The organism is Cognaticolwellia aestuarii (assembly GCF_002000025.1).
Lineage (GTDB): Bacteria > Pseudomonadota > Gammaproteobacteria > Enterobacterales > Alteromonadaceae > Cognaticolwellia > Cognaticolwellia aestuarii.
The window spans coordinates 169988-192796 of sequence record NZ_MUZV01000005.1 but is presented as its reverse complement, the minus strand read 5'-3'; the positions used below and the strand labels follow the sequence as shown (position 1 = coordinate 192796).

Below are 22809 nucleotides of genomic sequence, written 5' to 3'. Positions count from 1 at the left end.
TTTCCCAAATGATTCACTTTTGTGCTTGAATCATAAAAACAAACCCCCATAATTAGCAGTATTGTGTTTTTCCTATTTTGAAATTTAAGATCTATTTTGGAGTTTTTCATGGCCAACGAGTCAACAGAAAATAAAAGTGCTGAAGAAGTAGCAGCAGATAAATTAGCCGCTGAGATTATTGAGCAAGCTGAAGAACAAGTGGAAGTGCAACACGAGCATGCACACGAGGTTATGAGTGAAGAACAAGAGAAAATCAATGAACTTGAATTAGCGTTAGCTGCTGCTAAAGCCACGGTTGCTGACCAAAAAGATTCAGTTATTCGCGCAAAAGCAGAAGTGGATAATGTTCGTCGTCGTGCTGCACAAGACGTTGAAAAAGCGCGTAAATTCGCGTTAGAAAAGTTTGCTGCTGAGATGTTAACCACCGTAGACAACTTAGAGCGCGCTTTACAAAGTATCGACAGAGATGATGAAAGCAATACGGCTATTATTGAAGGTATTGAGTTAACTTATCAAGGATTGTTAGCTTCACTAGAAAAATTTGCTATTAAAGCCATTGACCCTCAAGACCAACCATTCAACCCTGAATTGCATCAAGCGATGTCAATGCAAGAAGTTGAAGGTGTACCAGCGAATACGGTTATTGCCGTTATGCAAAAAGGTTATGAGTTAAATGGTCGTTTAATTCGCCCTGCAATGGTGATGGTGTCAAAAGCTAAACCAAGTGTTGATGCTACTGCATAATACTGAACTGTAGAAAATAAAAAAAACCAGACAAGTGTCTGGTTTTTTATGACTTTTTTTTGGAAATAATCGCGTCGATAATCTGCTTAATTGGTTTTAATAAAGAGTGGCAGAAATAAAATTTAACATTTTTTAGTTTTTTTCGATAAAAATAGTTGAAAAGACTTTTTCCTGCCCCCACTAACTGTTCATCGAAAGATTTAATCTTTATTTTTAACATTATAAGTATTCGGAGATCCTAAAGATGGGCAAAATTATTGGTATTGACCTAGGGACAACAAACTCTTGTGTTGCTGTACTAGATGGTGGTAAAGCACGTGTAATTGAAAATGCTGAAGGCGATCGTACAACGCCATCAATCATTGCTTACACCGAAGAAGGCGAAACATTAGTTGGTCAACCAGCTAAGCGCCAGTCTGTAACTAACCCTAAAAACACATTATTCGCTATAAAGCGTTTAATTGGTCGTCGTTTTGAAGATGAAGAAGTTCAACGCGATATTGAAATTATGCCATTTGGTATTGTTAAAGCTGACAACGGTGATGCTTGGGTTACGGCACGTGATAAAAATATCGCTCCTCCACAAGTTTCTGCTGAAGTTTTAGCAAAAATGAAAAAAACAGCTGAAGATTACTTAGGTGAAAAAGTTACTGAAGCAGTAATTACTGTTCCGGCTTACTTTAACGATTCACAACGTCAAGCAACTAAAGATGCTGGTCGTATTGCTGGTCTTGATGTTAAACGTATTATCAACGAGCCAACGGCTGCTGCTCTTGCTTACGGCATGGACAAGCAAGAAGGCGATAAAGTTGTTGCTGTATACGATTTAGGTGGTGGTACATTTGATATCTCTATCATCGAAATTGATGAAGTTGAAGGCGAGCACACGTTTGAAGTACTAGCAACAAATGGTGACACTCACTTAGGTGGTGAAGACTTTGATAACCGTTTAATCAACTACCTAGTAGCAGAATTCAAGAAAGATCAAGGCATGGACTTAACGCAAGATCCATTAGCTATGCAACGTTTGAAAGAAGCGGCAGAAAAAGCGAAATGTGAACTTTCTTCAGCACAACAAACAGATGTTAACTTACCGTACATCACTGCTGATGGTTCAGGCCCTAAGCACATGAACATCAAAGTAACACGTGCTAAGTTAGAATCTTTAGTTGAAGATATGGTTAAAGCAACCCTAGAGCCACTTAAACGTGCTCTTAAAGATGCTGACCTTTCAATTAGCGATGTAAATGATGTTATCTTGGTTGGTGGTCAAACACGTATGCCAATGGTACAAAAAGTGGTTACTGAGTTCTTCGGTAAAGAACCTCGTAAAGATGTTAACCCTGATGAAGCTGTAGCTGCAGGTGCTGCAATTCAAGCCGGCGTACTTTCTGGCGATGTAACAGACGTATTATTATTAGACGTTACACCATTATCATTAGGTATCGAGACTATGGGCGGCGTGATGACGAAAGTTATCGATAAAAACACCACTATCCCAACTAAACAGTCTCAAACATTCTCAACGGCTGACGATAACCAAGCTGCTGTGACTGTACATGTTGTACAAGGTGAGCGTAAGCAAGCTTCAGCAAACAAATCTTTAGGTCAGTTTAACCTTGAAGGTATTGACCCAGCACCACGTGGCACACCACAAATTGAAGTAACTTTCGATTTAGATGCTGATGGTATTTTGCACGTAACGGCAAAAGATAAGAACACAGGTAAAGAGCAAAAAATTACCATTAAAGCTTCTTCTGGTTTATCAGATGATGAAGTTGAACAAATGGTACGCGACGCAGAAGCAAATGCTGACGAAGATGCGAAATTTGAAGAGCTTGTACAAGCTCGTAACCAAGCTGATGGCATGGTTCACGCAACGCGTAAGCAAATTGAAGAAGCGGGTGACGATTTACCAAGCGAAGACAAAGAGAAGATTGAAGCAGCACTATCTGAACTTGAAGTTGCCCTTAAAGGCGAAAGCAAAGAAGAAATTGATGCTAAATCTCAAGCTGTTATCGAAGCTTCAGCTAAGTTAATGGAAATTGCTCAAGCGAAAGCTCAAGCACAAGGTGGCGCACCTGAAGGTGAAGCATCTGACGCAGATTCATCAGCTGGTGGTGACGATGTTGTTGACGCTGAGTTTGAAGAAGTTAAAGACGACAAGTAGTTAATTGCCTGATTGTCTCTGTGTTGCTCAAAAGCAGCATGAACATGTACTCATACACAGTATGCTTGTTGTGTTCATCTTACTTTAGAGCGCTACAGTAACAATTTAAAGCTTAACCCTGTTGTTGAGTTCAAACAATTAAAGCGTCGATAGTTATCGGCGCTTTATTATGTCAAACAGCAATTAATGTTAGTTAATACATGATGTTAATTTGCTTAGATTTTTAATGTTTTAAATCGGTTTTTTAAAGCGTCTAAGTAAGAAGTTAAACAAATTAGTATCCACAAATTTGAAGTAAAGAAATAAACCTATGTCAAAACGCGATTATTATGAAGTGCTAGGCGTGTCAAAAGATGCAGCAGAGCGCGATATCAAAAAAGCTTACAAACGTTTAGCAATGAAATTTCACCCTGATAGAACTCAAGGTGATAAATCAAAAGAAGAACAGTTTAAAGAAGTTAAAGAAGCTTATGAAATATTAACTGATGATCAAAAGCGTGCAGCGTATGATCAATATGGCCATGCGGCATTTGAACAAGGTGGCCATGGCGGCGGTGGTTTTGGCGGCGGTCAAGACTTCGGCGATGCCTTTGGTGATATTTTCGGTGATATATTTGGCGGTGGTGGACGTGGTAGAGGCGGTCAATCTCGTCAACGTCGTGGCAGCGATTTACGATACAACCTTGACTTAACGCTAGAAGAAGCTGTTAAAGGTAAAACCTTAGAAATTAAAGTACCAACCTACGTTTCGTGTGAGCCGTGTGACGGCAGTGGTGCTAAAAAAGGTACCAGCGCAAAAACATGTACAACCTGTCATGGTCATGGCCAAGTGCAAATGCGTCAAGGTTTGTTTGCGGTTCAGCAAACATGTCCAACGTGTTCAGGCCAAGGTAAAGTTATTAGCGATCCTTGTACTTCATGTCGTGGTAAAGGCCGCGTTGAGAAGAACAAAACTTTATCAGTTAAGATACCGCCAGGTGTTGATACCGGTGATAGAATTCGCTTATCTGGTGAAGGTGAAGCGGGCGAGCACGGTGCACCAGCGGGTGACTTATATGTACAAGCTAATGTTCGCGAACATAAAATATTTGTTCGTGATGAAAACCATTTATATTGTGAAGTACCAATTAGCTTTACAACTGCTGCGCTAGGCGGCGAAATTGAAGTACCGACACTTGAAGGTAAGGTTAAACTGAAAATACCTAAAGAAACGCAAACCGGCAAAATGTTCCGTTTACGTGGTAAAGGTGTTAAATCAGTACGTAGCCATTCAACGGGTGATTTAATGTGTAAAGTTGTGATTGAAACGCCGGTAAGTTTATCGGGTGATCAAGCTGACTTATTACGTCAGCTAGAAGAAAAAATGGGTAAAAGCACCAGTAAGCATAGCCCGAAAGAAACCGGTTTCTTTGACGGTGTGAAAAAATTCTTCGATGATCTGAAAAGCTAAGTTTAATTAATTGTACTTTACATTAAGTTTAATTGAGTTAATTCGATAGTAACAGCACAATCAAATCCCGCACTATGCGGGATTTTTTATATTTGAAAGCTCGCTATAATATGCAATGGTATTACTTGCTTTAGTTGTATTAATTGTTTTAACTGTAAAAATTGTGGTTTGCTGAAGCTTTCCCTCAGCCTATATATTGAGAATGTATTTATGAAAAAATTGTTTATGGGTATTTTAATTTTATTGAGCCAAATAAGCTTTGCTGAAGAGGAAGCTAAAGAATTACCCCCGTTAGACCCTGCATATATGGGAGTGCATGGCATGGCATTATTTACTCAAGGCTCTAGTATTTATGCCTCGCATATGCCGTTGTACCATAAGCCACATGATGTACAGTTATTGTATAAACTAGATAATAAAAATTTGGCGTTATTGCAAACCATCAGAGATGGCGATCTTATCACTATTAAACCGCAACCATTTAACTTACAGCGTTTAATGCGTGGAGAAAAAATGGTGCTTAATGTTGATTTATACTCAGGGCATTTTGAACGAGATGGTATGTTAGTTTATGAGAATATTCCGATGACATTTGATAAAAAACTCTATGTTCGTAGGTTGGACGATATTGAGCCATCAAGTAATAAGCAAGCGTATGACGTTGTGTCATTAAGGCAAAACTATAAGCTATATATTCACAGAATATCACAAGCCCCTAGTTATGATCATATTATAGGTATTGACATTGAGGCGGGTTGTTTAAACCGTTTTAACACTTCATCACCGGTACCTAAGCGCAGTGAACTACAATACAAATTTCTTAACTGCGGCACAATGAAGCCTTTGTACTTTGAAACAAAAGACTTCGTTAAGCATTAAATTATGGCATTGTTTTTAGGTAGAGAATTTACTCTTCATCAAAATTAGGTAGTACACCACTTCGGCTGTGCTCAAAAATGAGTGATGTCTCTACTGTTGTAACTTCTTCTCGTGACGTTATGGCATTAAAAACGAATTGACGTAAGTGTTCACTATCTCTTACCGACATGTGAATAAAGTAGTCGTAACTGCCACCCATGTGATACAAGCTGATAATTTCAGGTAACTTGAGTAGGTCGTCTCTGAGTTCATTGACAATTAATTCTGAATAAGGCTGTAACTTAATTGCCGCAATCGCTTCAATATTTCCGCCAATACTTTTGAAGTTAATATCAATAAAAGCATTGTTTATAACGCCGTTTTGCTTCATGCGCTTAACACGCTCTAAACAAGTAGATGGGGCTATGCCAATTTGTGCTGCTAGCTCTTTATTGGTGATGTCCGCATCTTTGTAGAGTAAGGTGAGAATACGTAAATCTATATCATCAAGTTTTTTCATTAATACCTTAGCCTGAGGTTAGCCCTCTTGGTTTTTTATCCATTAGATATTACACTTATTAAATCCAATATTACCAGTATACGCGTCATAAATATGAATTATTTTCGATATTTATATACCTTTCCGAATTATTAGCATTTAATGATGAAGCATAAAATTTATATCTTCTAGATTTGTATAATAGCTTAATGTGACATATTATGTCCGCATACTAAAAAGAAAATGAGAAAAAATGATTATTAAAAGTATTAATGACTTCTTAAAATTAGAAGCAGCAAGTGGCATTATTTTGATGTTTGCGGCAGTTGCTGCGATGATTATTGCTAACTCACCGTTGATGAGTTACTACGACATGTTGTTGAACATTCCAGTGCAAGTGTCTGTCGGTACGTTTGAAATTGCTAAACCATTGCTGTTATGGATTAATGATGGTTTGATGGCGCTGTTTTTTTTCCTTGTGGGTTTGGAGCTAAAACGAGAATTTCTTGAAGGTGATCTCTCGCAACCAGGGCAAATTACACTACCTGCAATAGGTGCTTTTGGTGGTATGTTAGTACCAGCCTTGTGTTACGTGGCATTTAATTATAACGATCCTCAAGCCATTAATGGTTGGGCAATTCCAACCGCAACAGATATCGCTTTTGCTTTAGGTATTTTATCTATTATTGGTAGCAAGGTGCCATTACAACTGAAGGTGTTTTTAACGTCGTTAGCTATATTTGATGATTTAGGCGCTATTATTGTTATCGCGTTATTTTATACTGACCAACTATCTATGTTGTCATTAATTTTTGCCACCAGTGTTATCACCATTTTATTTATTATGAATAAACGCGGAGTAACGAATACTGCTCCTTATATTTTCCTTGGTATTATTCTGTGGATAGCGGTATTGAAGTCGGGCGTACATGCGACATTAGCCGGTGTAGTATTAGCGTTTTTTATTCCAATTAAAGGCCAAGAAGGCGAGTCGTCGCCACTTAAGTCTTTGGAGCACAATCTACATTCATTAGTTGCCTTTATCGTTTTACCGGTATTTGCTTTTGCCAATGCAGGAATTAGCTTTGCAGGTATTGGCATTGAGCAAGTGATGGCGCCTGTGCCATTGGGTATTATTGTTGGCTTAGTGGTTGGTAAACAGCTCGGGGTATTTGGCTTTTGTTTTATCGCGATTAAATTAGGCTGGGCTAAATTGCCGACGAATGTGAGTTGGCGTTTACTTTACGGTGTTGCGATTTTATGTGGTGTTGGTTTTACCATGAGTTTATTTATAGGCTCACTGGCATTTGAGCAAGATAATGGCTCAACACTTATTTTTCAAGACAGACTAGGTATTGTTATCGGTTCATTAATTTCCGGCATTTTAGGTTACTTTATCATTAAAGGCGGCTTGGGCAATGTAGAAGAACATGCCGCGATAGAAAAATAAAAAGCGGACAAATAAGAATAATAAAATTTAAAAAATAAAGGAATAGTCATGAATATTGAAAAATTTAATATCCCAGTGAAGTCGATTGCAGTCACCGTTGGTGTGATCATTGCTGCCGTTAACTCTGTTTATACAGTTAATGAAGGGCATATTGGTATTGTAAAGCGCTTTAGTGAAGCAAAAGAGCAAGTAAACCCTGGTTTGCATTTTAAAGTGCCTTTTATTGATAGCGTTGAAGAAATTGAAGTACGAACACGTAAAAATGAAGAAAAAATGGCGTCTAGTACCAAAGAGCAGATGCCGGTAACCATTAGCGTGTCAGTTAACTGGACTGTTGATAAAACCGCGGCATTAGAGCTATTTAGACAGTATGGTGGTTTGTCACAGTTCGAAAATCGTATTTTGGACCCACGCTTTAGAGCGGCAACTAAAGATGTTATACCGCAGTATGACGCAGAAAAGCTTATTCAAGATAGAGCCAGCGCCATTCAAGCGATTGAAGCTAACTTTATTGAAGAGATGAAAGGCTTCCCTGTAACAGTTGACAATATTCAAATAGAGAATATCAGTTTACCTGCGAAATATTTAACGTCTATTGAAACAAAGCAAACAGAAAAAAACCTTGCTGATGCAGAAAAACATAAGTTAGCAAGACAAAACCTTGAAGCTCAGCGTGATGTTAACACCGCTAAAGCTAAGGCGGATGGTATTAAATTGGTGGCTATTGCAGAGGCTGAGTCTATCCGTATTAAAGGTTTAGCTGAAGCGGAAGCTATTACGGCGAAAGCTAAAGCTTTAGGTAATAACCCGCTTATTGTTAAATTAACTGAAGCGCAAAACTGGGATGGTAAACTACCTGCTACAGTTCTTGGTAGCGGTAATATGCCAATTTTGGATATGCGAAATCCGACTAAATAATGCTCATCAATCATTATTAACTGTATTATTAACGGCGATGTATTCATCGCCGTTTTTTGTATCACTCATACAAAGTTTGTTTGTAGCAGCCTCTTAATGCTTTTATGGCTTAATTAGCAATAAAGTTACTGCTAAATAAATTCTGCTGAAATTGGTTTTGGCATTAATTTTTGATGATTAAGGTATGCTTAGCACTTTGTTTTAGATATTAATAAATAATGCTTAAAATATTAAGGATGTTCGTTGAGTATTAATTACCCTATTACCAATTAATTTAATAATAGCTAACACTCATTTAAAACGCTTTTGATTCACAACAGTATTAACGGCTGCTAAATGAGGTTATAAACTTACTTTTGTATCATCATATATAAACCTAAGATGATTGCCTGTAACTGAGGTAATCGTTATACACGAGGAAATGTAAACATGTCAGGAATAACAGAGTTAGATCAATTATTACATGCTATGAGCCCTAAGTTATTGGACTCTGAGTTTGTATTTTGTACTGTAAAAGGCAAGTTAAATGACTATGCTGAGCTTGACCCTGTTGCGACATTTATTGAGTCAGAAGGTTTGACTTTAGTACTTGAAAAGTCAGTAGCAGAAAAAGCCGGTTTAGCCTTTGACGGTTCCTTTAGCCAAATAACATTAACAGTACATTCAAGTTTAGAAGCTGTTGGTTTAACGGCAGCCGTTGCAACAAAACTTGCCTCTAAGGGAATAAGCGCTAATGTCATCGCGGCTTATTATCATGATCATGTATTTGTACAAACCAGTAAAGCAGGTGAGGCCTTGTCTGCGTTACAGGAGTTTAGTGCTTAGCGTTGTTATTTTGCAGACTATTTTGCAGGTAAATGAGCACTAATAAATGACTGAGTTGGATGTAAGTGCTAATAGGTAATTGCGATTAACTGTGAATTTATAAGACCGATCAATTGACCCTTTAGTGTTGTCAATTGATCGGTATAGGCTTAAGTTCTAATTGCTTAGAAGTTAACGGTTACTTCATTTGAACATGCCGTTGATGCATCACAAACTTGGTAAATAAACTGACTAGCCGTTGTGCGACGTTCTTGGTCACGGTAGATACCGATATTTTCAACAGTGTCGATTTTTATTCCATTACGGAAGATATCGACCATATCGGCTGAAGTGCCTTCCCATGCAATATCGACACGTAAGCGACCCAAACGTGACTTGTATGAACGCTTCACTGTTGCTTCAATCATAGTTGATGAAACCGAAACAACAACCGTTTCAGAGCTACTTAAGCCTTCAGCATCTGTTACCGTTAGCATAACGTCATAGTTACCTGTTTCTGCGAACGTATGAACAGGGTTCTGTTCACTTGATACATTGCCATCGCCAAAGTTCCAATTCCAACTAACCATATCGTCATTTCTGTCGGTACTGTTGTCAGTAAAGCTTGCTGTTAAGCCTTCAGCTTCATAAGCAAAGCTAACTTCTGGTGCACTAGGTAGTACTTCACCAATACCTGTAATAGTGATTGCCCAGTTGTTTAGTGAGCCCGTGTCAGCAGCAGCATTATCGGAAACATTTAAGGTCCAATCACCTGTTGCTACTTCGCCGTTGAAAGCCGAAGAGCTGAAGGTTTTATCAAGGTCTTGCTCGCTACCACCCGATGCATTGTGTAATACCGCAGAAGTCCCCGTTGGAGATGTTAATGTTACGATTAAATCGCCAATCCAACTGTGTGTGATATTGACATAAATGTCAGATGCAAAAACGGTAAGGTCGTCTGCAACATTAATAACAGAAGTGATACCTTCAGCATTGTTATCTGGAATACTGATAACTTCATCATTTGTGTAAGTGAACTCGTTCAAACCTTCAGGGTTAACCATTAAGCTAACGCTTGCCGTTTTAACTAATTCGCCGCTTGTTGCTGTGACGGTAAAGTCATATTCACCCCATTGTGTTTCACTTGTTGTTGGCACAGTTAATTCAAATGATGTACCCGGTGTCGCAGTATCTGTTGACAATGTTGCACCAGCAAGTGGGCTAACTAATGTTAGGCTAACTTCGCCATCCCATTCCGCAATTGAGCCAACGTCAAAGCTATAAGTTGCCGTTTCGCCAACTTCAATTGTATTTGAATTTGGTGTCACTTTAAGCGTAAATCCAGGCGAAGGATCTGCATCGAGTAAAGCATTATGAATATTCAAGCGCTTACCCGAAACCGTTTTACCTTCTGTTGCTGGGTTGGCATCACCAGAATTCATCAATAACTCTTTTAGCTCAACTGCAGATAGTTCCGGGTTAACTGACAATACTAATGCCGCAGCACCTGCCACATGAGGCGTTGCCATTGATGTGCCGGTAAATGAAGAGTATCCGCCGCCAGGTACCGTTGACAGAACATTACGTGCTGGAGCAGCAATATCGACAGAAGTTAAACCGTACTGGGATGATGTGTACATAGCATCAGTATGGTTAGTTCCTGCAACAGCAAGAACACTGTCATGATCGTAGCTTGAAGGATAGCTAGGGCTAGCATCATTATCATAGCCACCATTGCCGGCCGCTGCGACAAATAAAATATTAGCATCAGAGGTTGCCGTAATGGCGTCATATAATGTTTGGCTAAACCCGCCACCACCCCAGCTGTTATTTAAAGTACTGACATCAACGTTGTGGTTGTTTTTTAAATCAACAAAGTAATCGATACAAGTTAACGCATCTGAGGTTGAGCCATCACCATTGCCATCCAAAAACTTACAACCAATAATAGAGACATTGTGGTTAACACCTGCAACGCCTACACCGTCATTACCTGTTGCGCCAATGGTGCCCGATACATGCGTACCATGACCGTTGTCGTCCATAGGATCACCACTATTGGTAATAGCATTAATACCATGAACATCATCAATAAAACCGTTGTTGTCATTATCGATACCGTCGCCCGCAATTTCACCTGGGTTTACCCACATGTTCGCAGTTAGGTCAGGGTGGTTGTAATCTACCCCGGTATCAATAACACCAACGACGACATCGCGGCTACCCGTAGAAATATCCCAAGCTTCAGGTGCATCAATATCTGCATCATCAACACCACCCGTTTGTCCTGTGTTATGCATGCCCCAAAGTTCATCAAAGCGTGCGTCATTAGGAACACCAGCTTTACTAACAATGTAGTCTGGCTCAGCATATAAAATTGCTGGGTTTTTACGCAACTTTTCAAGGGCATTTTTTACTGAAATGCCATCGAGTTTAAATTTAGCTAAGCGACCTTTACCTAAATTATTATATTTATCATCAATCTCATCGTTATTTAAATCTGATATTTTAGCGCGAACGGTATTACGTGCTGCTCGGCGATCAAGCTTAGAGGCATCACCCTTGTAAACAACAAGAATAGAATCTGATTTATAAGTAATGCTCTGCTTAGGGTTTAACTCTACAGATGCATTAGCTAACACTGGCAACAAGGCAAGTGTTAAGGCTGATAATTTTGCTTTCATATTTTGCTCCATTTTTATTTGATATTTTGAGTTTTTATTTTCCAGACCCGTAACGTTTATTGGTCTGTATATCGAGCTTTATTATTTTAATTTATAGGTCTATAGGATTACGCAACGCTATTACTTTAATCATAAAAATGTGCATCTGCCTATAAAAATGAGACAAACACGACTTTTTCATTACTAACTGGTGTGTTTTTACTCGTGATTACTACTTTTTTATTAGAATTTTAAAGCTAGTACTTTTTTACTAGTATTGCCTTGATGACTTTTGTTTTTGGTTGGTTTTATAGATTTTTATAATATGATTTCTCTGTAATGTATTGTTTATTATGGGTTTAGTTCAAATAGTAAAATAGGGTTATTTTTATTGTTTATAAAATAACGTAGAGTTTTTATTGCAACGTATTAACGCTGATTGCATTTATATTTAATGGTAGGTAACACGAGGTAGATCTAAGGTTTGGTGTGCGGTTTTGATACTTATTTTGTATAAATAGCCATAAATAACACTACTAAACTTATATCTACTAACAGTGTTATTAAATGTTTAAAACTAGATAAACCATCACATAAGTATGAATCAGTTAAGCGGAGTAACGTTAAATGTTAGCTTTGACCGTTAATGTTTAATAGCTCATTACAATATTATTTTAAGGTACGGTTTGTTTTTCTAATAATACGATTCGTTATTGTTGTTAAACACTATGGGAATACAAAACTCCACGGAAGGTAAGACATAGTCTACTTATCCACTAATAAACTTTGTAAGTTGTTCAAGCTTACATTAAATAAAAAATGGGATATATCGTGAAACTTAATAAATCAATGATCACTTGCGCTGTACTGATGGCATTAGGCTTAAATCAAACGGCTTTTGCAAATGAAGACACCAAACAAGAAAACGAAGCCGTTACTATTCAATCTGACATCATTGCGAATGCACAAGGTAATGTAATCGTTTTATCTCAAGACTCTAGATCGGGTGTTGGTGAAGGTAATGAAACATCCATATTTCAAGAAGGTGATGTAAACGGAACTGACTTCACTGTTATTGGTGATGGCAACATTGTCGAAATTGAACAAGTTGGTGCCGAAAATGTAGCCATTGGTACTTATACTGGCAATAATAACTTATTGTCGGTTTTACAAGATGGTGAGATTAATGAAACATCAAACAATGTTACAGGTAATGAAAATATTGTTGAGGTATCTCAGATCGGTGTTGGCTTTTTAGGTATTGGTAGTCGTGCAGTTAATGACGTTGTTGGTGATGGTAATGAAATTATTGTTGATCAGGGAGACGGCGGCCATTGGGCTATTAATGGTGAGTTAGTTGGTTCAAATAACAATGTTGAATTTGTGCAAGACGGTACCTGGAATGAAACCTATTTCAACAGTGTTACAGGTGATGGTAACGATCTTAAATCAGTACAAGACGGTTACTGGAACGTTGCAACAATTGATGTAATTGCTGGTAACGATAATGAACTTGATATTGAGCAAGAAGGCGATCGTAACAGAGTTACTATTGCTGCGATTGAAGGGGACGATAATGATGTTGCGATTGATCAAGAAGGCGACAGTAACAGCGCGGTATCTAATTTATTTACTGGTAATGATAACTCAGTTGATGTTGCACAAAATGGTGCTGATAACTTAGCAACATTTGAAGTTATTGGTGATGATAATGAGTTTAACTTTACGCAATCAGGTGATGGTAATATTAGTTATATGGGCACTTTAGGTCTTAATAACGAATATACTTCTTTACAAGTTGGTGACTTAAATGAAAGCCACATCGTGAACTTTAACGGTAACGATAATGATATTAATGTTACTCAAACAGGTTCTGAGAACGTTTTAGTATTAGAAGCTTCAGCTGATGATAATTCGTTAACTACAAGTGATAATGATATTGATGTACTTCAAAATGGCGAAGCCAACGATGCTGTAGTCGTATTAAGTACTATTCTTGATAGTAATGCTAACACCATAGATATCGTGCAAACAGGCGATGTTAACTCGTTAGATATTCTTGTGGAAGGCAGTAATCATCAAATAGATATTATGCAAGACGGTGAAGACAACCTAATCACCGGTGCTGATGGTGGTTCTATGTTAATTGGTGGCGCTAATATCGCATTTAACATCAGTCAAGTGGGTAATGGCAATATTGTTGAAGGATCATTTATTAGTGATTCAGGTTCTGTTTCAGTTACGCAAATGGGTGACTGGAATACTGCAGTAATCGTGCAACAGTAATTGTTCATTGAATATAAGTTAACTAGGGGCTTAAAGCCCCTTTTTATCTCTAATACTATGTCTAAAAATATTTCTGCATGGTTAATTACGCTGTGCTTGTTATTCACTTCTATGGGTCATGCGACTAGCGAAGTAGAAATTGGTGGTTTATTGCTTGATAACACCAAAAGTCGTTTGGGCCATGATTTTTACTTCCAATTTAGTCAACTATGGCGTGATATGCCAAAAACACAGGGTATAAACGTTCAGCTTATCGAGCATATTGTTCCTCGGGCAGGCACTAAACTCAGTCTTCTGCTTAATGGCCGAGTTATTTATGTTACATATTTCGGGCGTCGACAATCTCCGGTAAAAGAAAAAGTAGAGCAAGCCATATTTATTTTGATTGATGCCATGGCGAAAACTCAATACAGCCAAGATAGTATTGATATGGCAGAAAGTGGCTGGTAGTTATAGGTAATTATAAGGATAGTAGTAATGAAAAAATTCATTTTAATGGCTGTAGTTTGCATCTGCACTACTCATTATGCACAGGGTACCGAGTTAGTATATACGCCGATAAATCCTAGTTTTGGTGGTAGTGCACTAAATGGCAGCTTCTTATTAAGTAAAGCGCAAGGGCAAAATAAACATAAAGCAGAGTTGAGTGAAAAAAGCTTTGAAGAAAAAGTATCAGAGGCATTAGAGCGTGCAACACTGAGTGATATTGTCAGTAAATATAAAGATACAGTCTTGGGCGAAGATTCCAATGTAGATATTGGTGAGGATGCCTCATTTATTAGCGGTGATTATCAAATTGATATTGTGTCTGCTAACAGTGATACCATCACCATACAAATTACTGATTTATTGAGTAATAAAATTACGATTATTGAAATACCAAAGTTTGGATAAGCTCATGAGAAACATTATAATGTTAAGTCTTGTGAGCCTGTTGTCGGCTTGCAGTGCATTAGATAACGCTAGTAAGTTATTTCCTCCAGAGCAAACACTTGCAACAAAGATGGTGCCTTTAGAGAGCTTTAAAGAACTTAAAGCGCTACCTAAACCTAAAGGAGCTATACCTGTTTCAGTATATGCTTATCGTGATCAAACGGGACAATATAAACCGCAAGCAAATGTCAGCTCATTTTCTACAGCCGTTACGCAGGGAGCTACATCTATTTTAATGCAAGCCTTAAGTGACTCTGACTGGTTTTTACCTGTAGAGCGTGAAGGGCTGCAAAATGTATTAACAGAACGAAAAATTACTCGAGCTGCTCATCAAGCAAACAAAGCCACTGAAAATATCGAGTTACCTCCATTAACGACGGCAAAAATATTATTAGAAGGCGGTATTATTAGTTATGACTCTAACACCAGAACAGGCGGCTTTGGCGCAGAATATTTTGGTATCGGTGCCTCTGAGCTTTATCGTGAAGATCAAATAACTGTTTATATGCGCGCGGTTGATGTGCGAACAGGGCAAGTATTAGTTTCAGTGTCGACCAATAAAAAGGTATTGAGCCAAGAGGTACGTGCCGGCTTTTTCCGGTATGTTAGCTTTAAGCGCCTAGCTGAGGCAGAAGGCGGCTTTAGTGATAATGAGCCGATGCATGTTTGCGTACAACAAGCAATTGAAAAGGCAATTACAGAGTTAGTGATAAAAGGTATTGACCGAAAAGTATGGCGTGCTGATACTTAGTCATGTAAATACTTAAACTAGCAAAACAGAATAAGCTTAGTGTTGTGAACAAAAACTAAAAACTCAGTGATGATCACTGGCTTTTTAGTTTTATCGCTTATGGCGCTAATTGACCGCTGATATGTAATTTTGTGTGCGACTAATCAGCTCTATACGGTTACGTGAACTCGTCTTTCTAAAAATGCTATAAAGGTGAGTTTTTACCGTATTAGTACTTATATGCAACTGGTCGGCAATCTCTTTATTTTGAGCGCCTCTAGCAACGAGGCAAGCAATCATCTTTTCGCGTTTGGTAAGCGTCGTGAAAATAATATCATTATGCTCATCGATGGTTTGTATTTGTTTATTTTTAGTGGCTTGTAATAAATAGATTATGGCACTACTCATTGTTGATCGTTTAAACCAGAACTCTTGCCTGATAATGCAATCAAGCCCTTTGATGATAATATCTGGACGGTCATGTTTATAAAACACACCTTTCACAGAAGACAATAAAGCTGTTTTTTCACAAGTTAGGCCATTTGTTGCGTTAAATAGTATAGTGGTATTACTTGCTGCAAGTGCCGCAATGTTTGCTGGTAGGCCATTTTCTTCTTGGCACTCATCCAAGTCTATAAAGAGGTACTTAAACTCGAGTAGGCGAGATTTTTCGGGTATTTTCGATCCTAGTTCTATGCTAATATCACACGCTTTTATGAGGCAGGTAAATCTATTGTGTATTGCTAAGTGTGATGGCACTGCTGATGTTGGTGTAAGTACAAAGGCACGTAACCTTGTCATTTCCTTTGACATTTTTCTTTCTCCACATGGCAATCTCATAACAACCAACGAAGTGATAAAAGCATAATCAATGTACGCTATAAGTTGACTATATCTTTGCTGGTAGAAACTTGATTGTGAATTGAAATACACGTTAAATTTATCTAATTATTTCTCATAAAAAAATAATAAACACCCGAGTGTTACATTAAATTTACACATTGTTAACATAGCTTGTTAGTTCATATATGTCTAGCTTATAGTTTTTTATTTTATAGCCTTTTAATAGCAAATATTGGCTGTGCGAAGCTATTTTTAGTACGTGTTCATTTGGGCGATAATGTTTGACGTTGCGTATTATAATTTCTGGTTTCATTATGCATAACTTTATAGATTTAATTAATATTTTTGAGCGTAACTTCTTCCGAGAGTACAATACCCGTTTAGTTAAAGGGGCTGATGAACCCATTTACTTACCCGCTAACGAGCATTGTTCTTATCATCAAATAGTATTTGCTCACGGCTATTATGCCAGTGCACTTCATGAGATTTCGCATTGGTGCTTGGCAGGCGAGAAACGCCGATTATTAGAAGACTTTGGTTATTGGTATGTGCCTGACGGCCGAGATCAAAGCCAGCAAGAAGCATTTGAAAAAGTTGAAATCAAACCACAGGCAATTGAGTGGGCGCTTTGTGTTGCTGCAGGTAAGCACTTTGATGTATCTACTGATAATTTACTTGGCGATGGTAAGACTGACCGCTTTGCTTTTAAAGCCAAGGTTTTTCAACAGGTAGTTGATTATTTAGCGTCTGGTTTTCCTCGTGATGCCGAAACATTTATTGCCGCTTTGGCAGCATTTTATAATAAGCCATGGCCTTTAACTGCAGAGCATTTTAAATAGCGCAGAGCTTGTAATGCTGAAAATTAACGAGATATATTTATGAAACAATTCAAATTAGGTTTAGTGATAAACCCTATCGCAGGCATTGGCGGTAGCGTAGCATTAAAAGGCAGTGATGGTGTTGGGGTTGCTGAGCAAGCCATGGCACTTGGCGCTACGGCCAAGTCGAATGCCAGAGCATCATTAGCGTTAGAAATTCTTTTACCTTATAAAGATAATATGACTATTTATACCGTATCTAGTGATATGGGAGAAAGCACGGCAAAAGCATTAGGTTTTACCACACAAGTAGTGCATCAAGTTGAAAATGAAGTTACTACCGAACGCGATACCGAGCTAGCAGTAAAAGCACTTATCGATGAAGGTATTGATTTGTTGCTGTTTGCTGGTGGTGATGGCACCGCACGCAATGTTTGCCATATAGTTGATGATAAGTTCCCTGTGTTGGGTATTCCGGCCGGTTGTAAAATTCACTCGGGTGTATATGCCATTACACCCAAGGCGGCAGGTCGAGTCGTTGAGTTGATGATCACCAATCAATTAGTCAGCTTAACTGACGCTGATGTTATGGATATTGACGAAAGCTTATTTCGTGAAGGTATTGTCAAAGCAAAGCGGTTTGGTGAAATGCGTGTGCCATCAGAATTGCGTTATATTCAAGCGGTAAAGTCAGGTGGTAAAGAGTCTGATGAGCTGGTTTTACAAGATATTGCTGCTGATGTTATCGCAAAAATGGACGATGAGCTTTTTATAATTGGCTCCGGTTCAACTACCGCCTTTGTTATGGAAGAACTTGCGCTTGAAAATACTTTACTCGGCGTTGATGCTATATGCCAGCAAGCATTAATCGCGAGCGATTTAACTGAAGCTGACATATGGCAATTAATGCAGCCTTACAAACTAGGACAAGTTAAGTTAGTGATTACTTTGATTGGTGGTCAAGGTCACATCTTTGGTCGTGGTAATCAACAGTTAAGCCCGCGTATTATTCGTGCAATAAAAAAAGAAAATATTATGATCATTGCTACGAAAGCAAAATTGAATGCGTTGCAAGCACGTCCTTTAATCGCAGATACCGGGGACAGTGAGCTAGATATGGAACTATCGGGTTATTTACCGGTTATTACTGGCTATAATGACCAAGTACTTTACCCCGTAGCTAGCCCGCAATAATACTATCACAAAATTTAGATAAATTTTTGTAAATACATTGAACAGGTCACGAATCGATACGTGGCCACATAACGTTGGAATTGAATATGCAATTTGAAAACCTTACCGCGCTTTATCATTATTTAGATGAGCAAGTAGCGCAAGATGTTAGTGCTGATGAACTTTTTGCCGGCAGTTATTTAAGGGGCTTTATTAGTTTGGCGAGTAGCGAATACGGTGACGAGTCACAAGCCCTTAGCCAGCAATTAGCGGATAATATTAGTGAAAAGCTGCAAGCTGCGCGCACTGAACTGAATCCGCAAGACCGTCAGATAGTGCAAGATTATTGGTTGCATTTACAGCAAGCTTTTTCGGCTTAACTGCCTTTAGGTTGCTTTTATCTACAGCAGTTATTGATTTTACAGTAGCTGCTGCTTTGTTTTAAGTTAATCAAATTTACGACGAATAATATCGCGAATAATAAAGCGATTAGGTGCAAGATTAAATAATTGTTCATTGTTGAGTGGGTAGGGCGTACCACAAATATCTGCCGTTAAAATATCAGCTAACAACGGTGCAGTACAAAGTCCTCGGGCACCTAAACCTGTCATCATATAGAGGTTCTTAATCACAGGAGCTTGCTGGTCATAGCGCCAGCGTTTATCTTTACTTAAATGTTGATATTGTGCCTTGTGGGCTTCGATATCTGGCATAGCACCAACCATTGGCATGTGATCCGGTGTCATACAGCGTAAACGTGCTTTGCTACTAATAACATCACTGTTTTGCCATGTTGTTATGCCAGGTAAGCATTTCTCTATCATATCGAGGTTGTACTGATCTTCTTCTGGCTTGCTGTTGATATCAAAGCTATTTTTTTTGAATGTTGCTCCAATACAATGCAGGTTGTTATTTGCCGGTGTTAAATAGCCTTTATGGCAAATAACGGTTGATAGCTTGGCAATTTTTTCATTACTGGCCATGCTGCTGACCTGACCACGTACTGATGTTAATGGTAACTGCTTAATGATATTCAAAGGAATACCTTGAGCGCCACCACAATATATAAGCACCTCGGTGAGGTAGTTTTTACTCGTACTATGCATTAGCCACTTGCCATCAGTTTGCTGACTAATTTTATTAATTTTACAACCTGTTTCTATGCGCAGACGATTGCTCGATTCTGCGGCCTTAAATATTTGCTTTACTAATTGCGCAGGTGCAACCCAGCCGGCTTCAGGAAAGAATAAACCCCCATTATTTAAGGGGATACTCGCCTGTTTACTTGCCTGAGTTTCATCAATACTGGTAATTAAATTTTTTGGCCAAACGCCAGAGTTTGCGATGTGTTGTTGTCGAAGTGCCAGTGCCGGCTTATATGATATCTCTAGGAGTCCGCACCAGTCGTGATCAAAGTGAAATCCTTGTGTTTGAATATTTTTATAATAGGCTATAGCTTGCTTAAAAGCATGTTGATAAAACAGGCTAATATCATCAGCCTGTTGATGGATTAAAGGGTAAATTGCGCCAATATTATTACTCGATGCACCTTGGGCAACACTAAAGTCTTGGCAATATACTGTTACCTTAACGCCAGCATTTGTTAAGGCGTAAGCTGCACATGCAGAAGCGATGCCACCGCCAATAATACTAACATGTTGGGGCTTAGCAATGACGGCTCGTTGTTGATAGCCTTTGCCTGAGTTTGGATTTTGTTGAAATACTGCGCTTAGCATTTCATTTTTTTTACCTTTTGCTTGACGTTTTTCTACTCGAAAGCCAGTGGCAATTAACAGTCGTCTTACTTTTCCAGATACAGTGAAAGTCGCTAACGTTGCTTGTTCTTTGGATAGTCGAGCGACTTGTTTAAAGAGCCCCTCATGCCACATTTCAGGATTTTTTTCAGGCGAAAAACCATCAAGAAACCAAGCGTCAATCATGGCTTGGTTGTACGGTTTTTCTTTTGCATTTAGCGATGCTAAGCCTTCAGTGGCATCGTTAAATATTAATTCTAAACTTACTAAACCATCAAGAAACGTCAAGTTAACGTTATTGCTTGGCGCTTCTGGGTATTGCGCAATTAGTTGCTGGCTAAAATGTTTTAGCTGTGGCAAAGCATTTAATGACTGTATCAGCTGCTGTTTCGTTAATGGATACTTTTCAACACTAATAAAGTGCAATCTGCTTTTTGTCGAGTTGTCGGTATTTGGTTGGTTTTGCTCCTGTTGTAACCGATGAAATAGCTCAAGGGTAAGTAAAAAATTTAAGCCCGTGCCAAAACCGGTTTCTGCAATGACAAAACGCTCAGGGCATTTTGCTAATCTTGCGCTAATATTATTGCCATCAATAAATACGCACTCACTTTGGCTGGTACCCTGATTCGTATCAAAATAAATATCATTAAATTGCTCAGAATAAGGTGAACCGTCATTTTGAAAGGTAATATTTGTTTGATTAGTCACAATATTTAATGTCTTTTAGTTGTTGTTAGGGTCAAAAAAAGGTTATTTTACCGCGTATTACAGAGCTCTGTCATAAAAATGAAAAAATTCAGTGTACAAGTGTACGCTGGACAGACCAGTATAGGGGGCAAAATTATGTATGATACGCCCAGATTTTTAATTGAATATGGTTATTTAAATGAAACGTGTAGTTATCACCGGATTAGGCATTGTATCAAGTATTGGTAATGATGCAGAAGAAGTATTAGCGTCATTACAAACAGGACGTTCAGGTATCACTCGCTCTGAGAGCTTTGCTGAGAAAGGTTTACGTAGCCAAGTTTGGGGCAAGCCTGAAATTGAAGTCAAAGACCACATTGACCGCAAAGCTTTACGCTTTATGGGCGAAGCTTCAGCTTATGCTTATATAGCCATGGATCAAGCAATTAAAGATTCAAAATTAACCCCTGAGCAAGTATCTAATTTCCGTACCGGAATTGTTGCTGGCTCTGGCGGCGCTTCTTCAGAAAACGTAGTTAATTCAGCAGACACATTACGTGAAAAAGGCGTTAAACGTGTTGGTCCTTATGCCGTTCCAAAAACCATGTCGAGCACAATCTCTGCGTGTTTAGCAACACCATTTAAAATTTTAGGCGTTAACTATTCTATTAGTTCAGCCTGTGCAACTAGTGCACATTGTATCGGTCATGCTGCTGAGCTTATTCAACTTGGTAAGCAAGATGTGGTATTTGCTGGCGGTGGTGAAGAAGTTCATTGGTCACTTGCGATGATGTTTGACGGTATGGGCGCATTATCTTCTAAATACAACGATACACCAGAGCAAGCCTCACGTACTTATGATGCAGACCGAGATGGTTTTGTTATTTCTGGTGGCGGCGGCATGGTTGTTGTTGAAGAGCTGGAACATGCATTAGCACGTGGCGCACATATATATGCTGAAATTGTGGGTTACGGCGCAACGTCAGATGGTTACGATATGGTAGCTCCAAGTGGTGAAGGCGCTATTCGTTGTATGCAACAAGCTATGCAAGGTGTTGATGCAAAAGTAGATTACTTAAATACACATGGAACATCAACGCCAGTTGGCGATGTAAAAGAGCTGGGAGCAATTCAAGCAGTATTTGGTGATGACTCTCCGGCGATCAGTGCAACAAAAGCAATGACAGGTCATGCTTTAGGTGCTGCTGGCGTTCATGAAGCTATATTTTCATTATTGATGATGGAAAATAACTTTGTTGCACCTTCTGTTAATATCAATACCTTAGATGAGAAAGCTGAAGGTTTAGATATTGTTACTGAAAAGCGTGACATGGAACTTAATTTAGTAATGTCAAATAGCTTTGGCTTTGGCGGCACTAATGCAACATTGGTTATGCAAAAATATAAAGCTTAACATTCTGTATGGATAATTTTTCCATCGTTGAATTATTGGGTAATTAAATTTGCTCTATCAAAAAAGCCGCTAATATTAGCGGCTTTTTGTCTTTCTGGTTTTCTTAATCATTTATGGCTTAAGGAACTGTGCCTTAGGAATTATGGCTAAAGTATTATAGAAACAAGTTAAATTAGCCTTTAAGTGATATTCTTTTTATCGTCGAACTTAGCTACAATGCTTACCTTGTCTGTTATTGATTACGTATGCTTATCATGCCTCATTGTATTATTGAATATTCTGCAAAAATTACCGAAACACTACCGGTAGAACAATTAACACACGCTGTTTATAAGGGCGCTAATCAAAGTGAATTATTTAGCGCTACTGATATTAAGGTGCGTGCATGTGCTTATGATGATTTTTATTTACCTGGCGCAGAGCAAGTATTTGTCCACGTGAACTTAAAAATATTATCCGGACGTGATTTGTCACAACGAAAAAGTTTGGCAACAAGTGTTAGCAATCAACTTGAGCGCTTAGGTATCGAAAACGCTGTCATTTCAGTTGAAGTTACGGCTATTGAAAAAGAAAGTTATGTAAAAAAAGTGACTACAAGTGCGTAACAAATTTTCT

General features: G+C 38.5%; 20 protein-coding genes. 16 read left to right on the top strand and 4 right to left on the bottom strand.

The window, feature by feature from the left end:
• Positions 1-108: 108 nt before the first annotated feature.
• The 4 genes from grpE to B0169_RS09470 all read left to right on the top strand — a co-directional run bounded on the left by grpE (position 109) and on the right by B0169_RS09470 (position 5243).
• Positions 109-744 (top strand): nucleotide exchange factor GrpE, encoded by a 636-nt coding sequence (gene grpE / locus B0169_RS09485; protein WP_077285732.1) that lies wholly within the window; start codon positions 109-111, stop codon positions 742-744.
• Between the two features lie 244 nt (positions 745-988).
• Positions 989-2914 carry a molecular chaperone DnaK gene (gene dnaK / locus B0169_RS09480; RefSeq protein WP_077285731.1) on the top strand — a complete coding sequence of 642 codons (1926 nt, stop codon included), beginning with the start codon at positions 989-991 and terminating at the stop codon, positions 2912-2914.
• 310 nt (positions 2915-3224) lie between these two features.
• Positions 3225-4364: a molecular chaperone DnaJ gene (dnaJ, locus tag B0169_RS09475; RefSeq protein ID WP_077285730.1), complete on the top strand. Its 1140-nt coding sequence runs from the start codon at positions 3225-3227 to the stop codon at positions 4362-4364.
• A gap of 210 nt (positions 4365-4574) precedes the next feature.
• Positions 4575-5243: a hypothetical protein gene (locus tag B0169_RS09470; protein WP_077285729.1), complete on the top strand. Its 669-nt coding sequence runs from the start codon at positions 4575-4577 to the stop codon at positions 5241-5243.
• 28 nt (positions 5244-5271) lie between these two features.
• Here the strand turns inward: B0169_RS09470 and B0169_RS09465 are convergent, their stop codons facing one another.
• Entirely contained in the window at positions 5272-5742 is a 471-nt protein-coding gene (locus B0169_RS09465; protein WP_077285728.1) for an Lrp/AsnC family transcriptional regulator, read from the bottom strand.
• Between the two features lie 232 nt (positions 5743-5974).
• Between B0169_RS09465 and nhaA the strand changes: the two genes are divergently transcribed.
• The 3 genes from nhaA to B0169_RS09450 all read left to right on the top strand — a co-directional run bounded on the left by nhaA (position 5975) and on the right by B0169_RS09450 (position 8914).
• Positions 5975-7171 carry a Na+/H+ antiporter NhaA gene (gene nhaA / locus B0169_RS09460; protein ID WP_077285727.1) on the top strand — a complete coding sequence of 399 codons (1197 nt, stop codon included), beginning with the start codon at positions 5975-5977 and terminating at the stop codon, positions 7169-7171.
• Positions 7172-7219: 48 nt separating this feature from the next.
• Positions 7220-8089, top strand: coding sequence for a prohibitin family protein (locus tag B0169_RS09455; protein ID WP_077285726.1), 870 nt, complete (start codon positions 7220-7222; stop codon positions 8087-8089).
• A gap of 429 nt (positions 8090-8518) precedes the next feature.
• A complete protein-coding gene (locus B0169_RS09450; RefSeq protein ID WP_077285725.1) occupies positions 8519-8914 on the top strand; it encodes an ACT domain-containing protein in 396 nt (131 codons plus the stop codon).
• Positions 8915-9078: 164 nt separating this feature from the next.
• On the opposite strand, the gene B0169_RS09445 is transcribed toward B0169_RS09450, so the two are convergent.
• Positions 9079-11577 carry a S8 family serine peptidase gene (locus B0169_RS09445; RefSeq protein WP_077285868.1) on the bottom strand — a complete coding sequence of 833 codons (2499 nt, stop codon included), beginning with the start codon at positions 11575-11577 and terminating at the stop codon, positions 9079-9081.
• Between the two features lie 810 nt (positions 11578-12387).
• On the opposite strand from B0169_RS09445, the gene B0169_RS09440 reads away from it, so the two are divergent.
• Genes B0169_RS09440 through B0169_RS09425 form a run of 4 tightly spaced genes read left to right on the top strand, consistent with a single transcriptional unit; the run spans position 12388 to position 15526 of the window.
• Complete coding sequence (locus B0169_RS09440; RefSeq protein ID WP_158077072.1) at positions 12388-13842, top strand: autotransporter outer membrane beta-barrel domain-containing protein; 1455 nt, start codon at positions 12388-12390, stop codon at positions 13840-13842.
• Between the two features lie 57 nt (positions 13843-13899).
• A complete protein-coding gene (locus tag B0169_RS09435; RefSeq protein ID WP_077285723.1) occupies positions 13900-14292 on the top strand; it encodes a CsgE family curli-type amyloid fiber assembly protein in 393 nt (130 codons plus the stop codon).
• A 27-nt stretch (positions 14293-14319) separates the two neighbouring features.
• The gene (locus B0169_RS09430) at positions 14320-14736 is read left to right on the top strand and encodes a curli assembly protein CsgF (RefSeq protein WP_077285722.1); all 417 of its coding nucleotides are present in this window, start codon (positions 14320-14322) and stop codon (positions 14734-14736) included.
• 4 nt (positions 14737-14740) lie between these two features.
• Positions 14741-15526: a CsgG/HfaB family protein gene (locus B0169_RS09425; protein ID WP_077285721.1), complete on the top strand. Its 786-nt coding sequence runs from the start codon at positions 14741-14743 to the stop codon at positions 15524-15526.
• Positions 15527-15631: 105 nt separating this feature from the next.
• Here B0169_RS09425 and B0169_RS19530 read toward each other — a convergent pair whose 3' ends face one another.
• Positions 15632-16318 carry a helix-turn-helix transcriptional regulator gene (locus B0169_RS19530; RefSeq protein ID WP_235838534.1) on the bottom strand — a complete coding sequence of 229 codons (687 nt, stop codon included), beginning with the start codon at positions 16316-16318 and terminating at the stop codon, positions 15632-15634.
• A 344-nt stretch (positions 16319-16662) separates the two neighbouring features.
• On the opposite strand from B0169_RS19530, the gene B0169_RS09415 reads away from it, so the two are divergent.
• The 3 genes from B0169_RS09415 (at position 16663) to B0169_RS09405 (ending at position 18719) form a co-directional block, all read left to right on the top strand.
• Complete coding sequence (locus tag B0169_RS09415) at positions 16663-17187, top strand: elongation factor P hydroxylase (protein WP_077285719.1); 525 nt, start codon at positions 16663-16665, stop codon at positions 17185-17187.
• A 39-nt stretch (positions 17188-17226) separates the two neighbouring features.
• Positions 17227-18360, top strand: a complete 1134-nt coding sequence (locus B0169_RS09410; RefSeq protein WP_077285718.1) for an ATP-NAD kinase family protein — start codon at positions 17227-17229, stop codon at positions 18358-18360.
• An 86-nt stretch (positions 18361-18446) separates the two neighbouring features.
• Positions 18447-18719, top strand: coding sequence for a YfcL family protein (locus tag B0169_RS09405; protein WP_077285717.1), 273 nt, complete (start codon positions 18447-18449; stop codon positions 18717-18719).
• Positions 18720-18785: 66 nt separating this feature from the next.
• Here B0169_RS09405 and mnmC read toward each other — a convergent pair whose 3' ends face one another.
• On the bottom strand, positions 18786-20801 hold the full coding sequence (mnmC, locus tag B0169_RS09400) for a bifunctional tRNA (5-methylaminomethyl-2-thiouridine)(34)-methyltransferase MnmC2/FAD-dependent 5-carboxymethylaminomethyl-2-thiouridine(34) oxidoreductase MnmC1 (RefSeq protein ID WP_235838533.1): 2016 nt from the start codon (positions 20799-20801) through the stop codon (positions 18786-18788).
• A gap of 178 nt (positions 20802-20979) precedes the next feature.
• On the opposite strand from mnmC, the gene fabB reads away from it, so the two are divergent.
• Both fabB and B0169_RS09390 read left to right on the top strand, forming a co-directional pair.
• Entirely contained in the window at positions 20980-22194 is a 1215-nt protein-coding gene (gene fabB, locus B0169_RS09395) for a beta-ketoacyl-ACP synthase I (protein WP_077285715.1), read from the top strand.
• A gap of 254 nt (positions 22195-22448) precedes the next feature.
• On the top strand, positions 22449-22799 hold the full coding sequence (locus tag B0169_RS09390; RefSeq protein ID WP_143323500.1) for a 5-carboxymethyl-2-hydroxymuconate Delta-isomerase: 351 nt from the start codon (positions 22449-22451) through the stop codon (positions 22797-22799).
• Positions 22800-22809: the final 10 nt, after the last annotated feature.

Coding starts and splice junctions, on each gene's coding strand:
- grpE (WP_077285732.1), top strand. CDS start 109: ATGGCCAACGAGTCAACAGAAAATAAAAGTGCTGAAGAAGTAGCAGCA.
- dnaK (WP_077285731.1), top strand. CDS start 989: ATGGGCAAAATTATTGGTATTGACCTAGGGACAACAAACTCTTGTGTT.
- dnaJ (WP_077285730.1), top strand. CDS start 3,225: ATGTCAAAACGCGATTATTATGAAGTGCTAGGCGTGTCAAAAGATGCA.
- B0169_RS09470 (WP_077285729.1), top strand. CDS start 4,575: ATGAAAAAATTGTTTATGGGTATTTTAATTTTATTGAGCCAAATAAGC.
- B0169_RS09465 (WP_077285728.1), bottom strand. CDS start 5,742: ATGAAAAAACTTGATGATATAGATTTACGTATTCTCACCTTACTCTAC.
- nhaA (WP_077285727.1), top strand. CDS start 5,975: ATGATTATTAAAAGTATTAATGACTTCTTAAAATTAGAAGCAGCAAGT.
- B0169_RS09455 (WP_077285726.1), top strand. CDS start 7,220: ATGAATATTGAAAAATTTAATATCCCAGTGAAGTCGATTGCAGTCACC.
- B0169_RS09450 (WP_077285725.1), top strand. CDS start 8,519: ATGTCAGGAATAACAGAGTTAGATCAATTATTACATGCTATGAGCCCT.
- B0169_RS09445 (WP_077285868.1), bottom strand. CDS start 11,577: ATGAAAGCAAAATTATCAGCCTTAACACTTGCCTTGTTGCCAGTGTTA.
- B0169_RS09435 (WP_077285723.1), top strand. CDS start 13,900: ATGTCTAAAAATATTTCTGCATGGTTAATTACGCTGTGCTTGTTATTC.
- B0169_RS09430 (WP_077285722.1), top strand. CDS start 14,320: ATGAAAAAATTCATTTTAATGGCTGTAGTTTGCATCTGCACTACTCAT.
- B0169_RS09425 (WP_077285721.1), top strand. CDS start 14,741: ATGAGAAACATTATAATGTTAAGTCTTGTGAGCCTGTTGTCGGCTTGC.
- B0169_RS19530 (WP_235838534.1), bottom strand. CDS start 16,318: ATGTCAAAGGAAATGACAAGGTTACGTGCCTTTGTACTTACACCAACA.
- B0169_RS09415 (WP_077285719.1), top strand. CDS start 16,663: ATGCATAACTTTATAGATTTAATTAATATTTTTGAGCGTAACTTCTTC.
- B0169_RS09410 (WP_077285718.1), top strand. CDS start 17,227: ATGAAACAATTCAAATTAGGTTTAGTGATAAACCCTATCGCAGGCATT.
- B0169_RS09405 (WP_077285717.1), top strand. CDS start 18,447: ATGCAATTTGAAAACCTTACCGCGCTTTATCATTATTTAGATGAGCAA.
- fabB (WP_077285715.1), top strand. CDS start 20,980: ATGAAACGTGTAGTTATCACCGGATTAGGCATTGTATCAAGTATTGGT.
- B0169_RS09390 (WP_143323500.1), top strand. CDS start 22,449: ATGCCTCATTGTATTATTGAATATTCTGCAAAAATTACCGAAACACTA.